Raw genomic sequence first — 17,634 nt, forward strand, 5'->3', positions numbered from 1 at the left:
GAAGAAGCGGCATGTTTGGAAAACGCGGAAACGAAGGTTTCGGAAAGGCCGGAGGCACGATCGCTCCTCCGCCGCCGGCTCCGGCCGCCGCTCCCGCGGCTTCCTCTCCTGCCGTCCTCGTCGAACCGTCGCGCGAACCCGCGCGCCAGCAGGTGACGCCGCCGCCGATGCAGGCGCCGCAGCGCAAGCGTCCGGTTCGCACCGACGAATATTACGATACCAAGGCGCAGGTCTTTTCCGCGCTGATCGACACGATCGATCTCTCGCAGCTTTCCAAGCTCGACGGCGAAAGCGCGCGCGAGGAAATTCGCGACATCGTCAACGACATCATCACCATAAAGAATTTCGCGATGTCGATCTCCGAGCAGGAAGAGCTGCTCGAGGATATCTGTAACGACGTCCTGGGTTACGGCCCGCTGGAGCCCTTGCTGGCGCGCGACGACATCGCCGACATCATGGTCAACGGCGCCGGCCAGACCTTCATCGAAGTCGGCGGCAAGACGATCGAATCGGAAATCCGCTTCCGCGACAATGCGCAGCTTCTCTCCATCTGCCAGCGCATCGTCAGCCAGGTCGGCCGCCGTGTCGACGAATCGAGCCCGATCTGCGACGCCCGCCTGCCCGATGGTTCGCGCGTCAACGTCATCGCGCCGCCGCTGTCGATCGACGGGCCGGCGCTGACGATCCGTAAATTCAAGAAGGACAAGCTGACGCTCGATCAGCTCGTCCGCTTCGGCGCGATCACCCCGGAAGGCGCGACCGTACTGCAGATCATCGGGCGCGTGCGCTGCAACGTCATCATCTCGGGCGGCACGGGCTCGGGCAAGACGACGCTGCTGAACTGCCTCACGAATTACATCGACAGGGACGAGCGCGTCATCACCTGCGAGGACACGGCCGAACTGCAGCTGCAGCAGCCGCATGTCGTACGTCTCGAAACGCGCCCGCCGAACATCGAAGGCGAGGGCGAGATCACCATGCGCGATCTCGTCAAGAACTGCCTGCGTATGCGTCCCGAACGTATCATCGTCGGCGAAGTCCGCGGACCCGAGGTTTTCGACCTGCTGCAGGCGATGAACACCGGCCACGACGGCTCGATGGGCACGATCCACGCCAACACCCCGCGCGAATGCCTGAGCCGTATCGAATCCATGATCGCCATGGGAGGCTTCACGCTGCCGGCAAAGACGGTGCGCGAGATCATCTCCACCTCGGTCGACGTCATCATTCAGGCGGCGCGCCTTCGTGACGGCTCGCGCCGCATCACCCAGATCACCGAGGTGATCGGCATGGAAGGCGACGTCATCATCACCCAGGACCTGATGCGCTACGAGATCGAAGGCGAGGATGCGGGCGGCCGGCTGATCGGCCGGCACATGTCCACCGGCGTCGGTAAGCCGCATTTCTGGGATCGGGCGCGTTACTTCAACGAAGAAAAGCGCCTTGCCGCCGCCCTCGACGCAATGGAAGCGAAAACCAAGGATTAGGGTGATGTTCGGCTTCGATCCGATAGTCCTGGCAATCGTCGTGCTCGCCGCAGTTTCCGCGGCGGCGGTCGCCTATGCCCTGATGTTTTCCCGGATCGAGGCCGACAAGAAATCGGCAAGCCGTATCAATCGCGTCAAATCGGCTGAGGTCGACCGGGTCAAAGTCAAGGCTGCCCGCGACCGCGTGCAGGAATTGTCGAAGCGCCGCAAATCGGTGCAGGACAATCTGAAAGATCTGGAAAAGCGCCAGAACGAAAAGACCAAGAAGACGCTGTCGCTGAAATCCCGGCTGGTGCAGGCCGGCTTGTCGATCACGCTGACGCAGTTCTATCTCTTCAGCGCCGTCTTCGCCTCGGTGCTGCTGCTCATGGCTTTCATCGTCGGTGCGTCATGGATGATCTTGGTCGGCATCGCCGTCGTCGCCGGGCTCGGTCTGCCGCGCTGGATCGTCGGTTTCCTCATCAAGCGCCGCCAGAACAAGTTCCTCAACGAATTCCCCAACGCGCTCGACGTCATCACCCGTTCGATCAAATCGGGCCTGCCCCTCAACGATGCGATCCGTCTCATCGCGACCGAAGGCGTAGAGCCGGTCAAGAGCGAGTTCCGCCGCGTCATCGAGGCGCAGCAGGTGGGATTGAGCATTCCTGACGCCTGCGCCCGTATGACGAACCAGATGCCGCTCCAGGAAGTCAACTTCTTCGCCATCGTCATCGCCATTCAGTCGCAGGCCGGCGGTAATCTCTCGGAAGCGATCGGCAATCTCTCGAAGGTTTTGCGTGATCGCCGGAAGATGAAGGCCAAGGTTTCGGCGCTCTCCATGGAAGCCAAGGCATCGGCCGTTATCATCGGCGCTCTGCCTTTCATCGTCGCGACCCTCGTCTACCTCACCTCGCCGAATTACATGATGGTTCTTTTCACCGATCCGCGCGGCCATTTCATCATGGGCGTCTCCGCGATCTGGATGTCGATCGGCATTTTCGTCATGCGCAACATGGTCAATTTTGACATTTAGCGGGAAGGAAGCACCATGTCGCAGGACCTTGCCGCAACGTTGACCAATCCGAGCATGCTGATTGCCGTCTTCGTCGCGATCGCCGTTTTCGCCACATTTTATACGATCGCCATTCCATTCTTCGAGCGTGGCGATCTCAACAAGCGCATGAAGGCCGTGTCGACCGAGCGCGAACAGATCCGTGCCCGCGAACGTGCCCGCATGAACGCGGAACCCGGCGCCAGCAAGGCGTCGTTGAGGACACAGAACAGCCGCCCGGTCCGCCAGATCGTCGAGCGCTTCAACCTGCGCAAGGCGCTCGTCGACGAAAATACGGTCAACAAGCTCAAGTCCGCCGGCTTCCGTTCGGAAAATGCTCTGAATACCTTCCTTGCGGCGCGTTTCCTGCTGCCTTTCCTTTTCCTGGCGCTTGCCGCCTTCTGGGTCTTCGGTCTCGGCGGGCTTGCCGATCGCGGCATGCCCATGCGCTTACTGGCCGTCATCGGTATCGGATATCTCGGATTCTACGCGCCGAATATCTATATTTCGAACAGCGTGACCAAGCGCCAGCACTCGATCAAGCGCGCCTGGCCGGATGCGCTGGACCTGATGCTGATCTGCGTCGAATCCGGCATCTCGATCGAGGCGGCGATGCGCCGCGTGTCCGAAGAACTCGGGGAGCAGTCGCCGCCGCTCGCCGAGGAGATGGTACTGACCACGGCCGAGCTCTCTTTCCTGCCCGATCGCCGCGTGGCGCTCGAAAATCTCGCCACGCGCACGCAGCTCGAGCTGGTGCGGTCGGTGACCCAGGCCCTGATCCAGGCGGACCGTTACGGCACCCCCATCGCGCAGGCTCTGCGCGTTCTCGCTCAGGAAGGCCGCGACGAACGGATGAACGAAGCGGAAAAGAAGGCGGCCGCGCTGCCGCCGAAACTGACGGTGCCGATGATCCTGTTCTTCCTGCCGGTGCTGATCGCCGTCATTCTCGGCCCGGCCGGCATCCAGGTGGCCGACAGGTTCTGACGGTTATTCCGGCGCCGCACCGCGACATCGAAGACCCAGACTGCGTGACCGGCGCTGGCATAGCTGATAAACAGGGAATGTATTTCGACGCCCGGCTTCCATCCGGTCTCGAAAGAGAGGTTTCGATGTCTTCCGCAGGTGTTTTCATCAGCATCATGGCAGCCTTGATCGTCGGTGCGATGAGCCCCGGCCCAAGCTTTGTCGTCGTCTCCCGGATTGCCATCTCCCGTTCAAGACTGGATGGGCTTGCGGCCGCATTGGGCATGGGCGCCGGCGGCGTCGTTTTTGCCGCGCTGGCGCTCGCCGGTCTGACGCGCTGCTGTCGCAGTTCGAATGGCTCTATGTGCTGCTCAAGGTCGCGGGCGGCGCCTATCTTGTCTATATCGCGGTCAATATCTGGAAGGGTGCGGGCGAACCGCTCGAGGTTTCCGACGCCGTCAATGGCCGCCGCGCCCCTCTGCGCAGCTTCACGACCGCATTGCTGACGCAGCTCAGCAACCCGAAGACCATCATCGTCTACGCCAGCCTTTTTGCGGCACTGCTGCCGAGGGACGTGCCGCTCGATCTGGTCGTCGCGCTGCCGCTCGGCGTCTTTGCGGTGGAGGCGGGGTGGTATTCGATCGTGGAGCTCGCCTTTTCGGCCCGCCACCCGCGGCGGCTCTATCTGGCTGCCAAGGGCTGGATCGACCGGGCCGCCGGCGCCGTCATGGGCGGCCTTGGCCTGCGTCTCATTCTTTCAGGCCTCAGCGTCCGCTAAACATTGTTTAGTTGGTATTGCCGCCATCCGCCGCGCCCGGAGTTTTGTCCTTGGCGGCGAGCTTCTGCCAGGAGTTTTGCTGCGAGAGCATGCTTCTGAGATAGGCGACATTGGCATCGGCCTGCTGCGGCGAAAGTTCGCGCCGCGCGATCTGCTCGGCCTCAGGGAAGCGTCCCTGCAGGCCGACGACGAGGGCGAGGTTCTGCCTGACGCGGCTGTCGGCTGTCGGCTGGCTGGCGGCGGACCGTAGATAGGTTTCGGCCGTGCGCAGGTCGCCGGTCAGCACATAGGACATGCCGAGATTGGAAAGAATCGAAGGTTCGTTCGGCTGGATGTCGAGCGCGTCGCGGTAGCGTTTCCTGGCGTCTGTTGCCTTGCCCATCTGGTCGAGGATCGCGCCTTCGGCCGAGATCAGCCGCCAGTCCGGGCGGTCGGGCGTCTGGGCGCGGCCGATCGTGTTGAGCGCCTGCTCGAACTGGCCGGCGGCGGCCTGCGCCTTGCCGTAGGCGGCCAGCACATTGCGGTCGCCGGGATTGGCGATTGCCACCTGCTGCATGACGGCGAGCGCCTGGGCATCGCGCCCGTTCATGCGTAAGAGATTGGCATAGTTGACGCCGTTGACGGGATCGCGCGGGTTCTTCTCATAGGCCTGGCCGATCCGGTCCGTCGCCGAGCGCAGCTCGGTCGCGTCCATCTCTTCGACCGGCTTTGTAATCTTCGGCACCGAACCCGTCGTCATCCGGTCCTTGGTCGTCGAGCAACCGGCAAGCGCCAGGATGACCAGCGATGCCGCAGCACCTTGCAGGATACGATTGGTGAATGTGGTGGTGAGCGAGGCAGGCATGACGCGTTCCCGGATTCCAAAATCGGCGCCTGACCTCGAACGCGGAACAGGGAAAGGTTTGACGCAATCTTCACTCCAGCAATAGTCTGTTAACCCTAACAGACCGTTAAGGAGTGATTCCTGACGACCGCCGAAGGACAATCATGGCCCCCTATCAGTTTATCGAGAGACCGACCCCCTTCAACACGAAGGGCGGTTCGACGCTGCCGATCTTTGCCGTCACCCCCGCCCATATCGAAACCGGCACGATCGATCCGATCGCGCTCGACTGGGCGAAAAAGGCAGGGTTCAAGGCCGAAAGCGGATCGCTGCTGCTGATCCCGACGGCCGAAGGCCATCTTGGCGGCGCGCTTTACGGTCTCGGCACCAATCCGTCCGAACTGCCATACATCACCGGCAGGCTTGCGCGCGCGCTGCCGGCCGGCGACTGGCACATCGAGACCGCGCCGCTGACGGCAAATCGTCTGGCCCTCGGCTTCGGCCTCGGCAGCTATCGTTTCGACCGCTATAAATCCGAAAAATCGACGGCGGCGACGCTGATGATTCCCCGGGATGCCGACGCCGCCGATATCAAACGCCAGCTCGCCGGCGTCTTTCTCGCCCGCGACCTCATCAACACCCCGACCAACGATATGGGGCCGGAACAGCTCGAAGCCGCGTTCCGTGGGCTGGCCCAGCATTACAAGGCGGAGATGTCGGTCATATCGGGCGACGAGCTGCTCGAGCAGAATTTCCCGCTGGTCCACACCGTCGGCCGCGCCAGCGCCGATGCGCCGCGCCTCCTTGAGCTGCGCTGGGGCAAGAAGGGCCATCGCAAGGTGACGCTCGTCGGCAAGGGCGTCTGCTTCGATACCGGCGGCCTCGACATCAAGCCAGCCGCCTCCATGCTGCTGATGAAGAAGGACATGGGCGGCGCCGCCAATGTCATGGGCCTTGCCCTGATGATCATGGACGCCAAACTGAAGGTCGATCTGCGCGTCATCATCCCGGTCGTCGAAAATGCGATCTCGTCCAATGCCTTCCGTCCCGGCGACATCTACCGCAGCCGCAAGGGGCTGACCGTCCAGATCGACAATACCGATGCCGAAGGCCGGCTGATTCTTGCAGATGCGCTCGCCTATGCCGACGAGGAGGAACCCGACCTGCTGATTGATATGGCGACGCTAACGGGAGCTGCCCGCGTCGCGCTCGGTCCGGATCTGCCGCCCTTTTTCACCGACGACGCCAATCTGGCGCATGACCTGACCGAGGCCAGCCTCGAAACCGACGATCCGATCTGGCGCCTGCCGCTTTATGCCGGCTACGAAAAGGATATCCGCACCAAATTCGCCGACCTGACAAACGCCCCGGCCGGCGGCATGGCGGGGGCGATTACGGCGGCGCTCTTCCTCAAGCGTTTCGTCAGCAAGACGAAGAGCTGGGCGCATTTCGATATTTACGGCTGGGCCCAGTCCGAGCGGCCGCACTCACCGGGCGGCGGCGAGGCGCAGGCAATACGCGCGCTTTTCCACCATATTCGCCAGACGGCAAGATGAGCATGTCGCGCAGAAGTGTGCAGCGGTTTTGCGGCAACGACACGCTCAAAGACAAGGACCTAAAGCGCCGGGAGCGAGAGATCGCGATGCGCTTTAGGCCGATCGTTAAAATTTTATTCACCCTAAGGGGCGGCAGTTTCTGCCGCCCCTTGCATGTGTATGGCAACTGCCGGAAAATGGAACGCTAGCGTAACGATTTTCCGGAGGGGCCGTGCCGATCGAACTGACCGCCTCGCAGGCCCTGGGGCTTTGGCATGGCGTGGCGCTCGATCAGGTGCGCCACGATGACCGCGATTTGACGTTGCGCCAGATGGCGATCCTGCTGCATATTTATCTGGTGCCGCCGCCGCACACGGTACGCGGGCTTGCCGCCACGCTCGGTGTCACCAAGCCGGTCATTACCCGCGCGCTCGATACCATGGGCGAGATGGGCCTGGTCGATCGCGTGCGCGACGATGCCGACCGGCGTAATGTGATCATCAAGCGCACCGTCGGCGGCGCGCTTTATCTGGAAAAGCTTGGCGATCTCGTCCGCGATCAGGGTCGCAGGCTGCCGATCTGAGAGGACACCAATGACGATACTCGACCGCCGCCTGCATGCCTATCGGCCGGATCTCGCGGAAGCGGGACTTGAAGGCAAGGTCGAGGCGTCGCGCTTCGTTAAAGGCGCCCCGGCGCGGGTCGCCGTTCCCGTCGTGCCCTTGCGGCCTGCACCGGATTTTGCGCGCGGCATCGATACGGAACTGCTGCTGGGCGAAGAGGTGACTGTTTTCGATCGCGCCGGCGGCTGGTGCTGGGTGAAAGCGGCGTCCGATGGTTACGTCGGCTATCTCCCGGCAGAAGCGCTTTTAGAAGGCAAGCCGGCGCCGACCCATATCGTTACCGTGCAGCGCAGTTTCGTCTATCCGGAACCGGAACTGCGTAAACCTCATCAGGCCATTCTTTCGATGGGAAGCCGTGTTCATGTGGCAGGCGAGGCGGCGGCGCGCGGCAATCGGTATGTCGTGCTGGAGGATGGAACGGCGCTCTTTTCCCGGCATGTCCAGCCGATCGGCGCGCTCGACGGAGCTGACTATGTCGACATCGTCGCCCGTTTTCTCGAAGCACCCTATCTCTGGGGCGGGCGTTCCGGCCTCGGCATCGATTGCTCCGGCCTCATCCAGCTTGCGATGCTGATGACGGGCAGGCATGCGCCGCGCGATACCGACATGCAGGCGGCAGGTCTCGGCGAGCCGATCGATCGTTCCGAAATTCGCCGCGGCGACCTGGTGTTCTGGAAGGGCCATGTCGCCGTCTTCGAGGATCGGGAAACGATCATCCACGCCAACGGCTACAGCATGACGGTGGCGCGCGAGAATTTCGAGGCTGCCGTCAGGCGCATCGGCTCGCTCTACGAGAAGCCGACCGGCTATCGCCGCCCGATCGCCTGATCAGCGGTTGGCCTCGCGCGGATCGAGGAGATCGCGCAACCCGTCGCCGAGCATGTTGAAGCCGAAGACCGCAAGCGCGATGGCAAGGCCGGGCAGGATCGCCAGCCAAGGGGCCGCTCCCAGATAGGTCTGCGCATCGGCCAGCATGCGGCCCCAGCTCGGGGCCGGCGGCGCCATGCCGAGCCCAAGGAAGCTCAGACCCGCTTCGGTCAGGATCGCGAGCCCCAGCTGGATCGCGCCATGCACGATGATCGCGCTCAAGATGTTTGGCAGCACGTGCCGCAGCGAAATGGAAAGCCGCGTATTGCCGATGGCGCGCGCCGCGGTGACATAATCGCGGCTCCAGGCCTGCAGCGAGGCGGCAAGCGTCACCCGGGCAAAGACGGGTACCATGAAAACGGCGATCGCGGTAATCGCGGTGAACCGCCCCGGACCAAGAAAGGCGCCGAGCATCATGGCGGAGAGGATCGGCGGCAATGCGAAGATGACGTCGCAGATCCGCATCAGCAGTGCTTCGAATGGGCCTCGGATCGCGGCTGCCGAAATTCCGGCGATCGAGCCGAGCGTCCCGCCGATGGCGAAAGCGGTGATGGCGATGGAGAGCGAGTTCCAGCACCCCGCCATCAGCATCGACAGCACGTCGCGGCCCAACTGATCCGTACCGAGCAGGCCGAAGGCAAGCGGCGGCTGGAGCTTGTGCACGATCTGCATTTTCGCCGGCGGCAACGGCGTCCAGACGAGCGACAGCAACGCGACGGCGATCAGCGTGCCGATGATGACGGCTCCCGAAATCAAATTCATTCGCCGGCTAAGTTTAAAACCCCGGCGGCGAGAGGGGGGAGCGGAGGAGATGACGGGCGCCATTCTCAGGCCGCCTTTCTCATCCGGGGATCGATCGCCGGGTAGGAGAGATCGATGATGAAATTCATCACGATGACCAGTGCCGCGAAGAACAGCACGACATCCTGCATCACGATGATATCGCGCTGGGCGAGCGCCTGAAGCGCCAACCGTCCAAGGCCGGGCAGGTTGAAGACGTTTTCCACCAGCACGGCGCCGGCGACGAGGAAGGTGAATTGCAGCCCGATCACCGTGAGGATCGGGATCAGCGCATTCGGCACGATATGCCGCCACAGGACCGCGCTGCGCGAAAGCCCCTTGGCCACCGCGGTGCGGGCGAAATCCTCATGCATCGTCTCCAGCACCGCGGAGCGCGCGACGCGCGTCAACACGCCGGCCTGCGGCATTGCCAGTGCGACGGCCGGCATAACAAGCGCCTGCAATGCCGGCAGAAGGCCGGCGCTCCAGCCTGGAAAGCCGCCTGCCGGCATCAGCCCGAGCGTCGTGGAAAACAGGATGATCAGCAGCAGGCCGACCCAGAAGCCGGGCACGGCGATGCTGATTTGCGAAAAGACTGTTGCGATGACGGCGAGGAAGCCGCCGCGCCGGGCGGCGGCCAGCGCGCCGAGCGGCAAGGCGATCGCCACCGAAAGCACGATCGCCATCAGCGCCAGCGGCAGGGTCACCGCCAGCCGCTCGACGATCAGCCCCGCGACCGGGACGCCGTAAGTGTAGGACTGCCCGAGATCGCCGGAAAATACGCCGGCCAACCATTGCCCGTAACGGAGGATGAGCGGTTGGTCGAGTCCGAGATCGCGCCGCAGCGCCGCCAGCGTCTCCGGGCTTGCCGAGGTGCCGAGCATGATCGCGGCGGGATCGCCGGGCAGGAGATCCATGACGGTGAAAATCAGCAGCGAGACGATGAAAAGGGTGAGGAGAAGACCGGCGAGACGGCGGGCGAGCAGTGCGATCATGTGAGCCACGCTGCCGGACTGGCTTCTGGGACCGCGTGGTAGCCCCCTCGCCAAGCTTTCGAAGTGACGCGACCGCCACCCCACCCATCCACATTCCTGTGCTTGTCACAGGAATCCAGCCACGGCGCGTCCGCGCCGTGAGTGTCTCTCATCCGGTCGAAAGAGTCTTTCGCGCCCAAGGACTTGGGCGCACTGGATTCCTGTGACGAGCACAGGACTGAGGGATGGAGAGGGCAGTGACCGGCATTGAACGGTTCGCCGCCCGGCATTCCTTCGCTCATCTCTGCGCCTCACGCATTCAACGATGCCTACTCTTCCCAAGAAACCCCAGACAGCACATTGGACGGAATCGGTTCGTTCTCCCACAGCCCCTTCAGCTTCCTGTCCCAGACGCCGAGCTTCGGCATGACGAAAAGGTAGAGCGCCGGCACGTCCTCGGCGAGGATCTTCTGCGCTTGCCCGTAGATCGCATTCTGCGCAGCCGGATCCGTGGTCTCCTGGACTTTCTTCATCAGCGCGTTGAAATCAGGGTTCTTGTAGTTGAAGTAATAGGGATCGCGCGCGTAGATATCGATGTCGAGCGGCTCGGCATGGGCCACGATGGTCATGTCGAAGTTGCGGTCCTTCATGATGTCCTGGACCCATTTCGCCGGAAATTCCGTTGGCTCGATATTCATCGTCACGCCGGTCTCGGCCAGCATCGCCTGCATCACCTCGGCACTGCGCGGCGCATAAGCCATCTGCGGCGTCTTGATGGTGAAGGTGAAGCCGTTGGGATAGCCGGCCTCGGCAAGCAGCGCCTTGGCCTTCTCGACGTTGTAGGGAAGCACGCCGGTCATATCCTGATAGCCCGGATCGTTCGGCGTGTAGTGGCTGCCGATCGGCGTGCCGAGGCCGGACCAGGCTCCGTCGATCACCGTCTTGCGGTCGATCGCCATCATCAGCGCCTGGCGCACGCGCTTGTCGTCGAAAGGCTTCTTGGCATTGTTCATGCCGGCAACGACCTTGAGTTCGGTATTGCCGATCCTGGTGACGAGCCTGGCATCGCTGTCGAAGGAACTCATCAGCTCGGGTGCCGCAAATTCCGGAAACGCATCGAGATCGCCGGCTTTCAGCGCCGCGGCCTGCGCCTGCGGATCGGCGATGAAGCGGAAGGTCACCTTGTCGAGCCTGGCGGCCGCGTCCTTGTTCCAGTAATCGGCATTTCTTTCGAGCTCGACCTTGTCGCCCTTCGCCCAGCCCGCGAATTTGAACGGGCCGGTGCCGATCGGCGTCACCTTGTCCTTGGCGGCCGTCTTCGGACCGACCATCACCGAGGCCGGCCAGCCGAGCCAGTAAATCAGGCTGCCGGTCGGCGCCGAGAGGTGCAGCACCAGCGTTTCGGCGTCGGGCGTGTCGATGGAGGCGATCGAGGCGAAGAAGCGTTTCTGCGGATTGACCGAATCCGGTCCGCGGGCGCGGTCGAGCGAAAATTTGGCGACGGCGGCATCGAAGGCTTCGCCGTCATGGAATCTGACGCCGCTCTGCAGCTTGAACGTATAGGTCAGCCCGTCCGGTGAAATCTCCCAGCTTTTCGCCAGCTGCGGCTGAACCTTGCCGGCCTGGTCGATCCTCACGAGGCCCTCGAACACGTTCTGCCAGGTCACCTGGCCGATCGCGACCGGTGCCGCGATCGTCGGATCGAGTCCGGTCGGCTCGACGCTCATGCCGAGATTGAGAGTGGTCTTCGCCGCTTCGGCCGGCGCCATCGCCGCCATCACGAGTCCCGCCGAAAGCACGGCACTGAGGGAAGACTGCCGGGCGAAGCGCGCCGAAGGCACGAAGGAAAGCTTGATCATCATATTCCTGTCTGGCCGCGCGCGGGCGAAGGCCTTCATCAATAGGCTGCGGCTTACGACGTGCACACATTATGATAATTTTCTGCGCTCCGTGTAGCTAAAAAAGCTACACCGCAAATCCGCCGAAAATGCAAGGGCAGGCGCTAGGCTTTGGTCTGCAACCGGCGGCCCGTACGGTCGCGCATGAAATCTTCGATGAAATCGACCAGTGTCGCCGCCGCGAAAGACAGTTTCCGGTCCGGCGCGACGCAGAGATCGATATGGGTGCGGATGCCGCTCTTGCCGGCAAGCGGGATGGCACGCAGCTGGCCGGCTTCGATCTCGCGGCGAACGGCAAGCGCCGGCAGCAACGTGGCGGCAGCGCCGCTGAGCACAAGCTCCTTCAGCATCTCGATCGAGCTCGTGACGAAGACGGGATCGAGGTCCAGCCCCTCCTTTTCGACCAGCGCATCGAAGGCCTGGCGGAAGCCGAAGGAATGCTCGGGCAGCGCCAACGGGTAGTCTGCAAGCTTTCTCAGGCTGATATCGACTTGCGCGGCAGCCGGATGCTGCGGCGTGACGATCAGATCATAGGCGATCTCGGAACGCAGCCGGACGCTGGTGCCCGACATAACGGGGGCAAACAGCGTCACGGCGATATCCGCCTCGGCGCTGCTGACGGCGTCGACTGCCTGCCGCGCACTGGTGATCGTCACCTTGAAACGCAGTTTTGGGTATTGCAGACTGAATTCGGCGAGCGCCGGTGCCAGCAGATTGGTGACGGTGGCGCCATTGGCATAGATGCTGACATGGCCGTGTTGCAGCCCCTTCAGGTCTTCGATCAGCTGCTGGACGTGATCGAGTTCGCGCAGCGTCCGCCCGGCGCGGGCGGCAAGCAGCTCACCGGCGGCCGTCAGCTTGACGCCGCGCGAGCTGCGCTCGACGAGCGGCGCGCCGAAATGAGATTCCAGGTTTTCGATCTGCCGGCTGATCGCCGTCGGCGCGACGTTGAGGTTCTCGGCGGCCTGGCGTATCGAATTGGTCCTGACCAACTCGTCGAAATACATCAGCGCCCGGATCTGCATTCACGTCTCTCCGCCATTCGGCCTTTTTGTTCCAGGTGCGACCCTATCCAATCAACCGGCGTTCGGGTAGCGGTCGCGCCATGCCTTTTGCGCCTTCGGCGGCAAGGGCGGTTGCCTCATAGACGCCGCGGGCGACCGCCCGCGCCATGACGACAGCGGCAAGATGACAAAGCTCCATCAGGCTTGCCATATCGTCTCGTTGATGCCTGGCTGTCGACGCGGCAAAGACGGTGTCGCCGTCAAGCGGCAGGTGCGCTGGCAGCAGCGCTCGGGCAAGGCCGTCATGGCCGGCGAGCGAAAGCCGGTGCGCTTCGGCCTTGGTCAGCTGTGCGTCGGTCACCACCGCGCCGATCGTCGTCGCGGGCGCACTCATCCCTTTGAGCCGCATCCGATGGTCGACTGCTGCAGGCATGCCGAGGCCGCCGAATTCGCCGTTCTTTTCGAAGGGCGCCGCCCAGAAATGCGGTCCGTCGCCGATCGTTGCCGAACCGAGCGCATTGACGGCGACGATCGCTGCCACACGATGCCCGGCGCTGCTGACGGCGCTTGCCGAGCCGAGCCCGCCCTTGAAGGTTGCCGTCGTTGCTCCCGTGCCGGCGCCGACGGTCCCGAGCGCGAATGCGCCCTTGATGGCGGCCTTCAATGCCGCATAGCCCATGTCGCGATAGGGGGCGTGAAGGCCCCAATCCTTGTTGCCGCCGTTCAGCAGGTCCATCAGGATCGCCTGCGGCACGATCGGAATCCTGACCGGCCCGACTGCAAAACCGCGGCCGGCTTCGCGCAGGCCGGATTGCACGCCGCCCGCGGCATCCATCCCGAAGGCGGAGCCGCCCGAAAGCACGAAGGCATCGACGGCGCTGACAGTCATGGATGGGTCGAGCAGGCTGGTGTCGCGCCCGCCGGGCGCGCCTCCCAGCACCGTGCCGGATGCGACGGCCGGTTCGTCGAAGACGATAACCGTGACGCCGGAACCGAGCGCAAGGTCGGTCGCATGGCCGACGGAAACACCTTCGATATCGGTGAGCAGATTGAGAAGATCGGGCAAGGGCTGATCCTGGTGGCGCTGATCCGGCCGATAGGACTGCAATTGCCCTCAAAAAACAAGACCGGCCCCTGTGGCAGGACCGGTCACATCGGAAAAGCCGCGACAGTCGGCAGCGGCCGCATGCCGTCAGGCATGAAGCGGCTTCGGATGACGGCGGGTCATCAGGTCGTGAATTGCCAGCCGCACCTCATCGGGCGAGCCGAACCGCTGTTCGTCGAGGTCGTGCACGTGGAATTTCACGGCGATGAATTTCAACCGGTCTTCATCCGGAATGACAATCCCGACGGGGACGCCTGCATATTCGATAACTTGCTTCTTCATAGATAGAACTCCTGCCGCGCGAAATGCGCAGCCATGGCGAATTGACTTGTCTGGTACCGTTGAAAGGAGGACGAACGTCACATTCGACAGTTCGGGCGGGAGAGGGCGCCCGGACGGTCATTGCCAAGCACGGATCGCCCAAGGACAGTGGCGAGAATATCGATGTCTATCATGTCTCGTTCCTTGTGTTGGCGTTGCGCTTGCTAGGCCCCGGCATGACCCGGGACCGGTGAAGGCTGTCTTCAATATCTACTAACTTAGTAGAGATTACCCGATAGCCTGTCGGAAACATATTCCGAAACGTGTCAAAATATCGACGATCCGAAAAAATTAATTCCGCACTATCTGAACTTACGGAAAGAAACATATCAGCTCTTCGTAAAATTCGCGTGACAGAATCGCAATCGATCGATCGTCGCAGCAGACATAGGAAGCCCGTCCGATTCAGGCAATGGGCCGCATCATTAAAAATCGAAGTGCCGCGAAATGACCGATTTGGTTAACGCCGAAAACCCTGTGTCACCAGCCTTCATCGAGCACCTTTTCCAGCATGTCGGCGAAGAAATCCGCGTTTTCGGTGCTGAGGCAGAGCGGCGGTTTGATCTTCAGCACATTTTGGTGATCGCCCGTCGGCTGCATGATCACGCCGAGTTCGAGAAGCCGGTCGCAGATCGCTGCGGTTTCTTCCGTCGCCGGCTCCAGCGTCGTTCTGTCGCGCACGAATTCAAGGCCGAGATAAAGCCCCATGCCATGGACGGCGCCGGCGATCGGATGGCGGTCGATCAGCGCGGCAAGCCGCCCCTTCAGATGATCGCCGACCGTTCGGGCGTTTTCCTGCAGCTCCTCCTCGGCCATGATGTCGAGCACCGCCATGCCGGCGGCGCAGCTGACCGGGCTGCCGCCGGTCGAGGAAAAGAAACTGCCTTCTTTCTCCAGCGATTCGGCGATCTCGCGCGTGGTGATGACGGCGCCGAGCGGATGGCCGTTGCCCATGCCCTTGGCGATGGTGACGATGTCGGGCACCACCCCCTGCTGCTCGAAGCCCCAGAAATAATGGCCGAGCCTGGCGTAACCGACTTGCACTTCGTCGGCGATGCAAAGCCCGCCGCGGGCGCGCACCTGCGTATAGACATCCCTGAGATAACCGTCCGGCAGCGGGATGCCGCCGGCATTGCCATAGACCGATTCGCAGATGAAACCCGCCAGGCCCTCGCCGCCAGCGTCGATCGCCTCCAGCGCCGGCGTTATCGCATGCAGATAGCTCGCCGCCGTATCGGGACCACGGAACGCGCCGCGATAGGTGTTCGGCGAAACGACGGCATACACCCAGTCCGGCCGGGTGGTCAGAGCTTGCGGATTGTCGGCGATCGAGGTGGAGACGGCATCGCTCGCCGCCGACCAGCCGTGATAGGCTTCGAGCAGGCAGAGCATGTTCGGGGCGCCGCTATGGGCCTGCGCCAGCCGGATCGCCAGATCGTTCGCCTCCGAGCCGCTGTTGACGAGGAAGACCGTGTCGAGTCCGTCCGGCGCAAGGGCGGCGAGACGTTCGGAAAATTCCGTGATCGCGGCATAGTGAAAGCGTGAATTGGTGTTCAGCCGCAGCCACTGGGAATTGATCGCCGCCGCGAGCCTGGGGTGGCCATGGCCGAGGATGGTGACGTTGTTGACCATGTCGAGATAGGCGCGGCCCTCGACATCGAACAGATATTCTTTCCAGCCGCGCTCGATCTGCGGCGGCGTTGCGTAATAGTTTTTCTGCGCGCCCGCGAGGTGCGCCTGGCGCCTGGCCAGCAGCTTATCGGTTTCCGGCTGCGGCGCATCGGCGTCCCTGCCGAGAAGCAGCGAAGGCGAAGGGCAGAGCACCGACCAGGCCGCAGTTTCACGCGGTGTGGCAAAAAGCGGTGGTTCGAGCCCCGCGACGCTGCAGAGCTGGACACGCAGCCCGCCGAGCGATGGAGATTTCCCGAAAACCGCGCCGAGCGGATCGCCGGCGGCGACCTCCGCCCCATCCTCGACCGCAGCGTCGAGCCCGTCGAGATGCAGCGTGATATTTTCGCTGGTCAGTGTCAGGTGCTGCTCCTTCCAGCCGATACGGCCGGCAAAGGGGGCGGCAGCCGCGCTTCCGGCGGCAAGGCATATATCGACATGCAGGGCGCAGGTCGCCTGGGCCTTGGCGCTTCCGAGGCCGGCGCGGGACAGCCGGTATTCGCCGTAGCGGGTTGCGGCTGCGCCGTTCTCGGTCGCGGCGCGGGCGAGCAGCCGCCAGTCCATATCGGCGTTCAGCCAGTTGCCGGCCGAAAAATGCGGGCTCTGCACCCCGAGATCGACATAGGCGATCCCGTCGGGATCGATATCGGGCAGCAGAGGCTGCCATTCCGACGCTTGCAGAGCGGCGGTCTCGGTGCCCGCCGCCTTGAGGATCGCCGCTTCCATCAGTTCGAAGGGAACCGACATTGCCGTATCGAAGATCGCCCGCTCATGGTCGAGATTGCCGCGGACATAATCATTGTCGGGATCGAGTGAAATCTGCTGCTCGCTGCTTGCGACCAGAATGACCGCGCGGGCGACGACCAGCGGCCACAGCGCCTTCAGTTCGTCCTCGCTCAGCGGATAGATCGCCTGATAGGCGGTGACGGCGGGCAGGATATGAAAAGGGTCGCCGTCCGCCTGATGCAGCAGCGAAGCGCAGGTGACGGCGAGATCGCCGACCAGCCAGCCGCGGATGATGTCGCCGAAATCGATCACCCCGTCGGGAATCGTGTGGCCGCGGGCGTTGCGATGGCCGACGACATTGTCGCCGGTGACGTCGTGATGCACGGCCTGCAGCCGAAGCGACGGCGCCAAGGGCTGGATGCGGCGAACGGCCATCACCATGGTCTTGGCGATCCGGTCGCGCGCGGCGCTGTCGGTGATGGCTGAAAGCAGCTGCACGGCGACCGGCCCGGCGCGCCGGAGATCCCATTGCAGGCTGCGATCGAGGCCGGGATGGCTGAAATCGGCAAGCGCCTGCGCCAGCCGCGCACAGAGCGCGCCCAGGGCCGCAACGGAAGCCGGGGCCACATATGTCAGTCCCGTCAGGCCCTGGCCTTCCAGATATTCCAGCAGCCGGACCTGATAATTCCGCTCCCGCAGCGTCACGCTAACGATCTCCTGCCCGTCTTTGGCGGGGATCACATCGGGAACGCGCGGCGCGTTTTCCTTGCTCCTGAGGTGATGGATCGCGGCATTCTGCGCTTCGAGTTCGCGGGCCTCGTAGGCGGCGTGGCAGATTTTCAGGACGTAGCGGCCGCTCGCGGTATCGACGCGGTAGTTCCGATCCTGCTGGCTGCCGAGCTCGGCAGCCACGCCGGAGAGGCCGTAATGGGTAAGGAGGATCTCTTCCGCGTCCGCGACGCTAACGTCGGGACGCGGCAGCGCCATGCGATCAACAAGCACCTCGTCGGTCATGGCACCCCTCCCGCAGCATGATTCGATGATCTGTTGGC

13 protein-coding genes and 2 pseudogenes are annotated in these 17,634 nt (G+C 63.2%); 7 read left to right on the forward strand and 8 right to left on the reverse strand.

Annotation, left to right across the window (positions count from 1 at the left end; all coding sequences use genetic code 11):
* The first annotated feature begins 11 nt into the window (after positions 1-11).
* The 4 genes and pseudogenes from ATY76_RS20090 (at position 12) to ATY76_RS20105 (ending at position 4,258) form a co-directional block, all read left to right on the forward strand.
* The gene (locus ATY76_RS20090) at positions 12-1,487 is read left to right on the forward strand and encodes a CpaF family protein (protein WP_088676480.1); all 1,476 of its coding nucleotides are present in this window, start codon (positions 12-14) and stop codon (positions 1,485-1,487) included.
* Positions 1,488-1,491: 4 nt separating this feature from the next.
* On the forward strand, positions 1,492-2,499 hold the full coding sequence (locus tag ATY76_RS20095) for a type II secretion system F family protein (RefSeq protein WP_088676481.1): 1,008 nt from the start codon (positions 1,492-1,494) through the stop codon (positions 2,497-2,499).
* Between the two features lie 15 nt (positions 2,500-2,514).
* Positions 2,515-3,501, forward strand: coding sequence for a type II secretion system F family protein (locus tag ATY76_RS20100; protein ID WP_088676482.1), 987 nt, complete (start codon positions 2,515-2,517; stop codon positions 3,499-3,501).
* Positions 3,502-3,626: 125 nt separating this feature from the next.
* A pseudogene (locus tag ATY76_RS20105) lies at positions 3,627-4,258 on the forward strand (LysE family translocator).
* Positions 4,259-4,265: 7 nt separating this feature from the next.
* On the opposite strand, the gene ATY76_RS20110 reads toward ATY76_RS20105, so the two are convergent.
* A complete protein-coding gene (locus ATY76_RS20110; RefSeq protein ID WP_088676483.1) occupies positions 4,266-5,102 on the reverse strand; it encodes a tetratricopeptide repeat protein in 837 nt (278 codons plus the stop codon).
* A gap of 143 nt (positions 5,103-5,245) precedes the next feature.
* Between ATY76_RS20110 and ATY76_RS20115 the strand changes: the two genes are divergently transcribed.
* The 3 genes from ATY76_RS20115 (at position 5,246) to ATY76_RS20130 (ending at position 8,067) form a co-directional block, all read left to right on the forward strand.
* Complete coding sequence (locus tag ATY76_RS20115) at positions 5,246-6,637, forward strand: M17 family metallopeptidase (RefSeq protein ID WP_088676484.1); 1,392 nt, start codon at positions 5,246-5,248, stop codon at positions 6,635-6,637.
* 211 nt (positions 6,638-6,848) lie between these two features.
* Positions 6,849-7,199: a MarR family winged helix-turn-helix transcriptional regulator gene (locus ATY76_RS20125; protein WP_088676486.1), complete on the forward strand. Its 351-nt coding sequence runs from the start codon at positions 6,849-6,851 to the stop codon at positions 7,197-7,199.
* Between the two features lie 10 nt (positions 7,200-7,209).
* Positions 7,210-8,067: an NlpC/P60 family protein gene (locus tag ATY76_RS20130; protein WP_088676487.1), complete on the forward strand. Its 858-nt coding sequence runs from the start codon at positions 7,210-7,212 to the stop codon at positions 8,065-8,067.
* Here the strand turns inward: ATY76_RS20130 and ATY76_RS20135 are convergent, their stop codons facing one another.
* The 7 genes and pseudogenes from ATY76_RS20135 to ATY76_RS20165 form a co-directional block, all read right to left on the reverse strand.
* Positions 8,068-8,931 (reverse strand): ABC transporter permease, encoded by an 864-nt coding sequence (locus ATY76_RS20135; protein ID WP_088676488.1) that lies wholly within the window; start codon positions 8,929-8,931, stop codon positions 8,068-8,070.
* A 2-nt stretch (positions 8,932-8,933) separates the two neighbouring features.
* A complete protein-coding gene (locus ATY76_RS20140; protein ID WP_088676489.1) occupies positions 8,934-9,881 on the reverse strand; it encodes an ABC transporter permease in 948 nt (315 codons plus the stop codon).
* 308 nt (positions 9,882-10,189) lie between these two features.
* Complete coding sequence (locus ATY76_RS20145) at positions 10,190-11,719, reverse strand: ABC transporter substrate-binding protein (protein ID WP_190233711.1); 1,530 nt, start codon at positions 11,717-11,719, stop codon at positions 10,190-10,192.
* Positions 11,720-11,862: 143 nt separating this feature from the next.
* On the reverse strand, positions 11,863-12,783 hold the full coding sequence (locus ATY76_RS20150) for a LysR family transcriptional regulator (protein WP_088676490.1): 921 nt from the start codon (positions 12,781-12,783) through the stop codon (positions 11,863-11,865).
* 51 nt (positions 12,784-12,834) lie between these two features.
* A pseudogene (locus tag ATY76_RS20155) lies at positions 12,835-13,828 on the reverse strand (P1 family peptidase).
* Positions 13,829-13,954: 126 nt separating this feature from the next.
* Complete coding sequence (locus tag ATY76_RS20160; protein WP_003544544.1) at positions 13,955-14,149, reverse strand: hypothetical protein; 195 nt, start codon at positions 14,147-14,149, stop codon at positions 13,955-13,957.
* A 519-nt stretch (positions 14,150-14,668) separates the two neighbouring features.
* Positions 14,669-17,596, reverse strand: a complete 2,928-nt coding sequence (locus ATY76_RS20165; RefSeq protein WP_088676491.1) for an aminotransferase — start codon at positions 17,594-17,596, stop codon at positions 14,669-14,671.
* Positions 17,597-17,634 lie beyond the last annotated feature (38 nt).

This window comes from Rhizobium sp. R339, from assembly GCF_002211395.1.
In the GTDB taxonomy this organism is placed as follows: domain Bacteria; phylum Pseudomonadota; class Alphaproteobacteria; order Rhizobiales; family Rhizobiaceae; genus Rhizobium.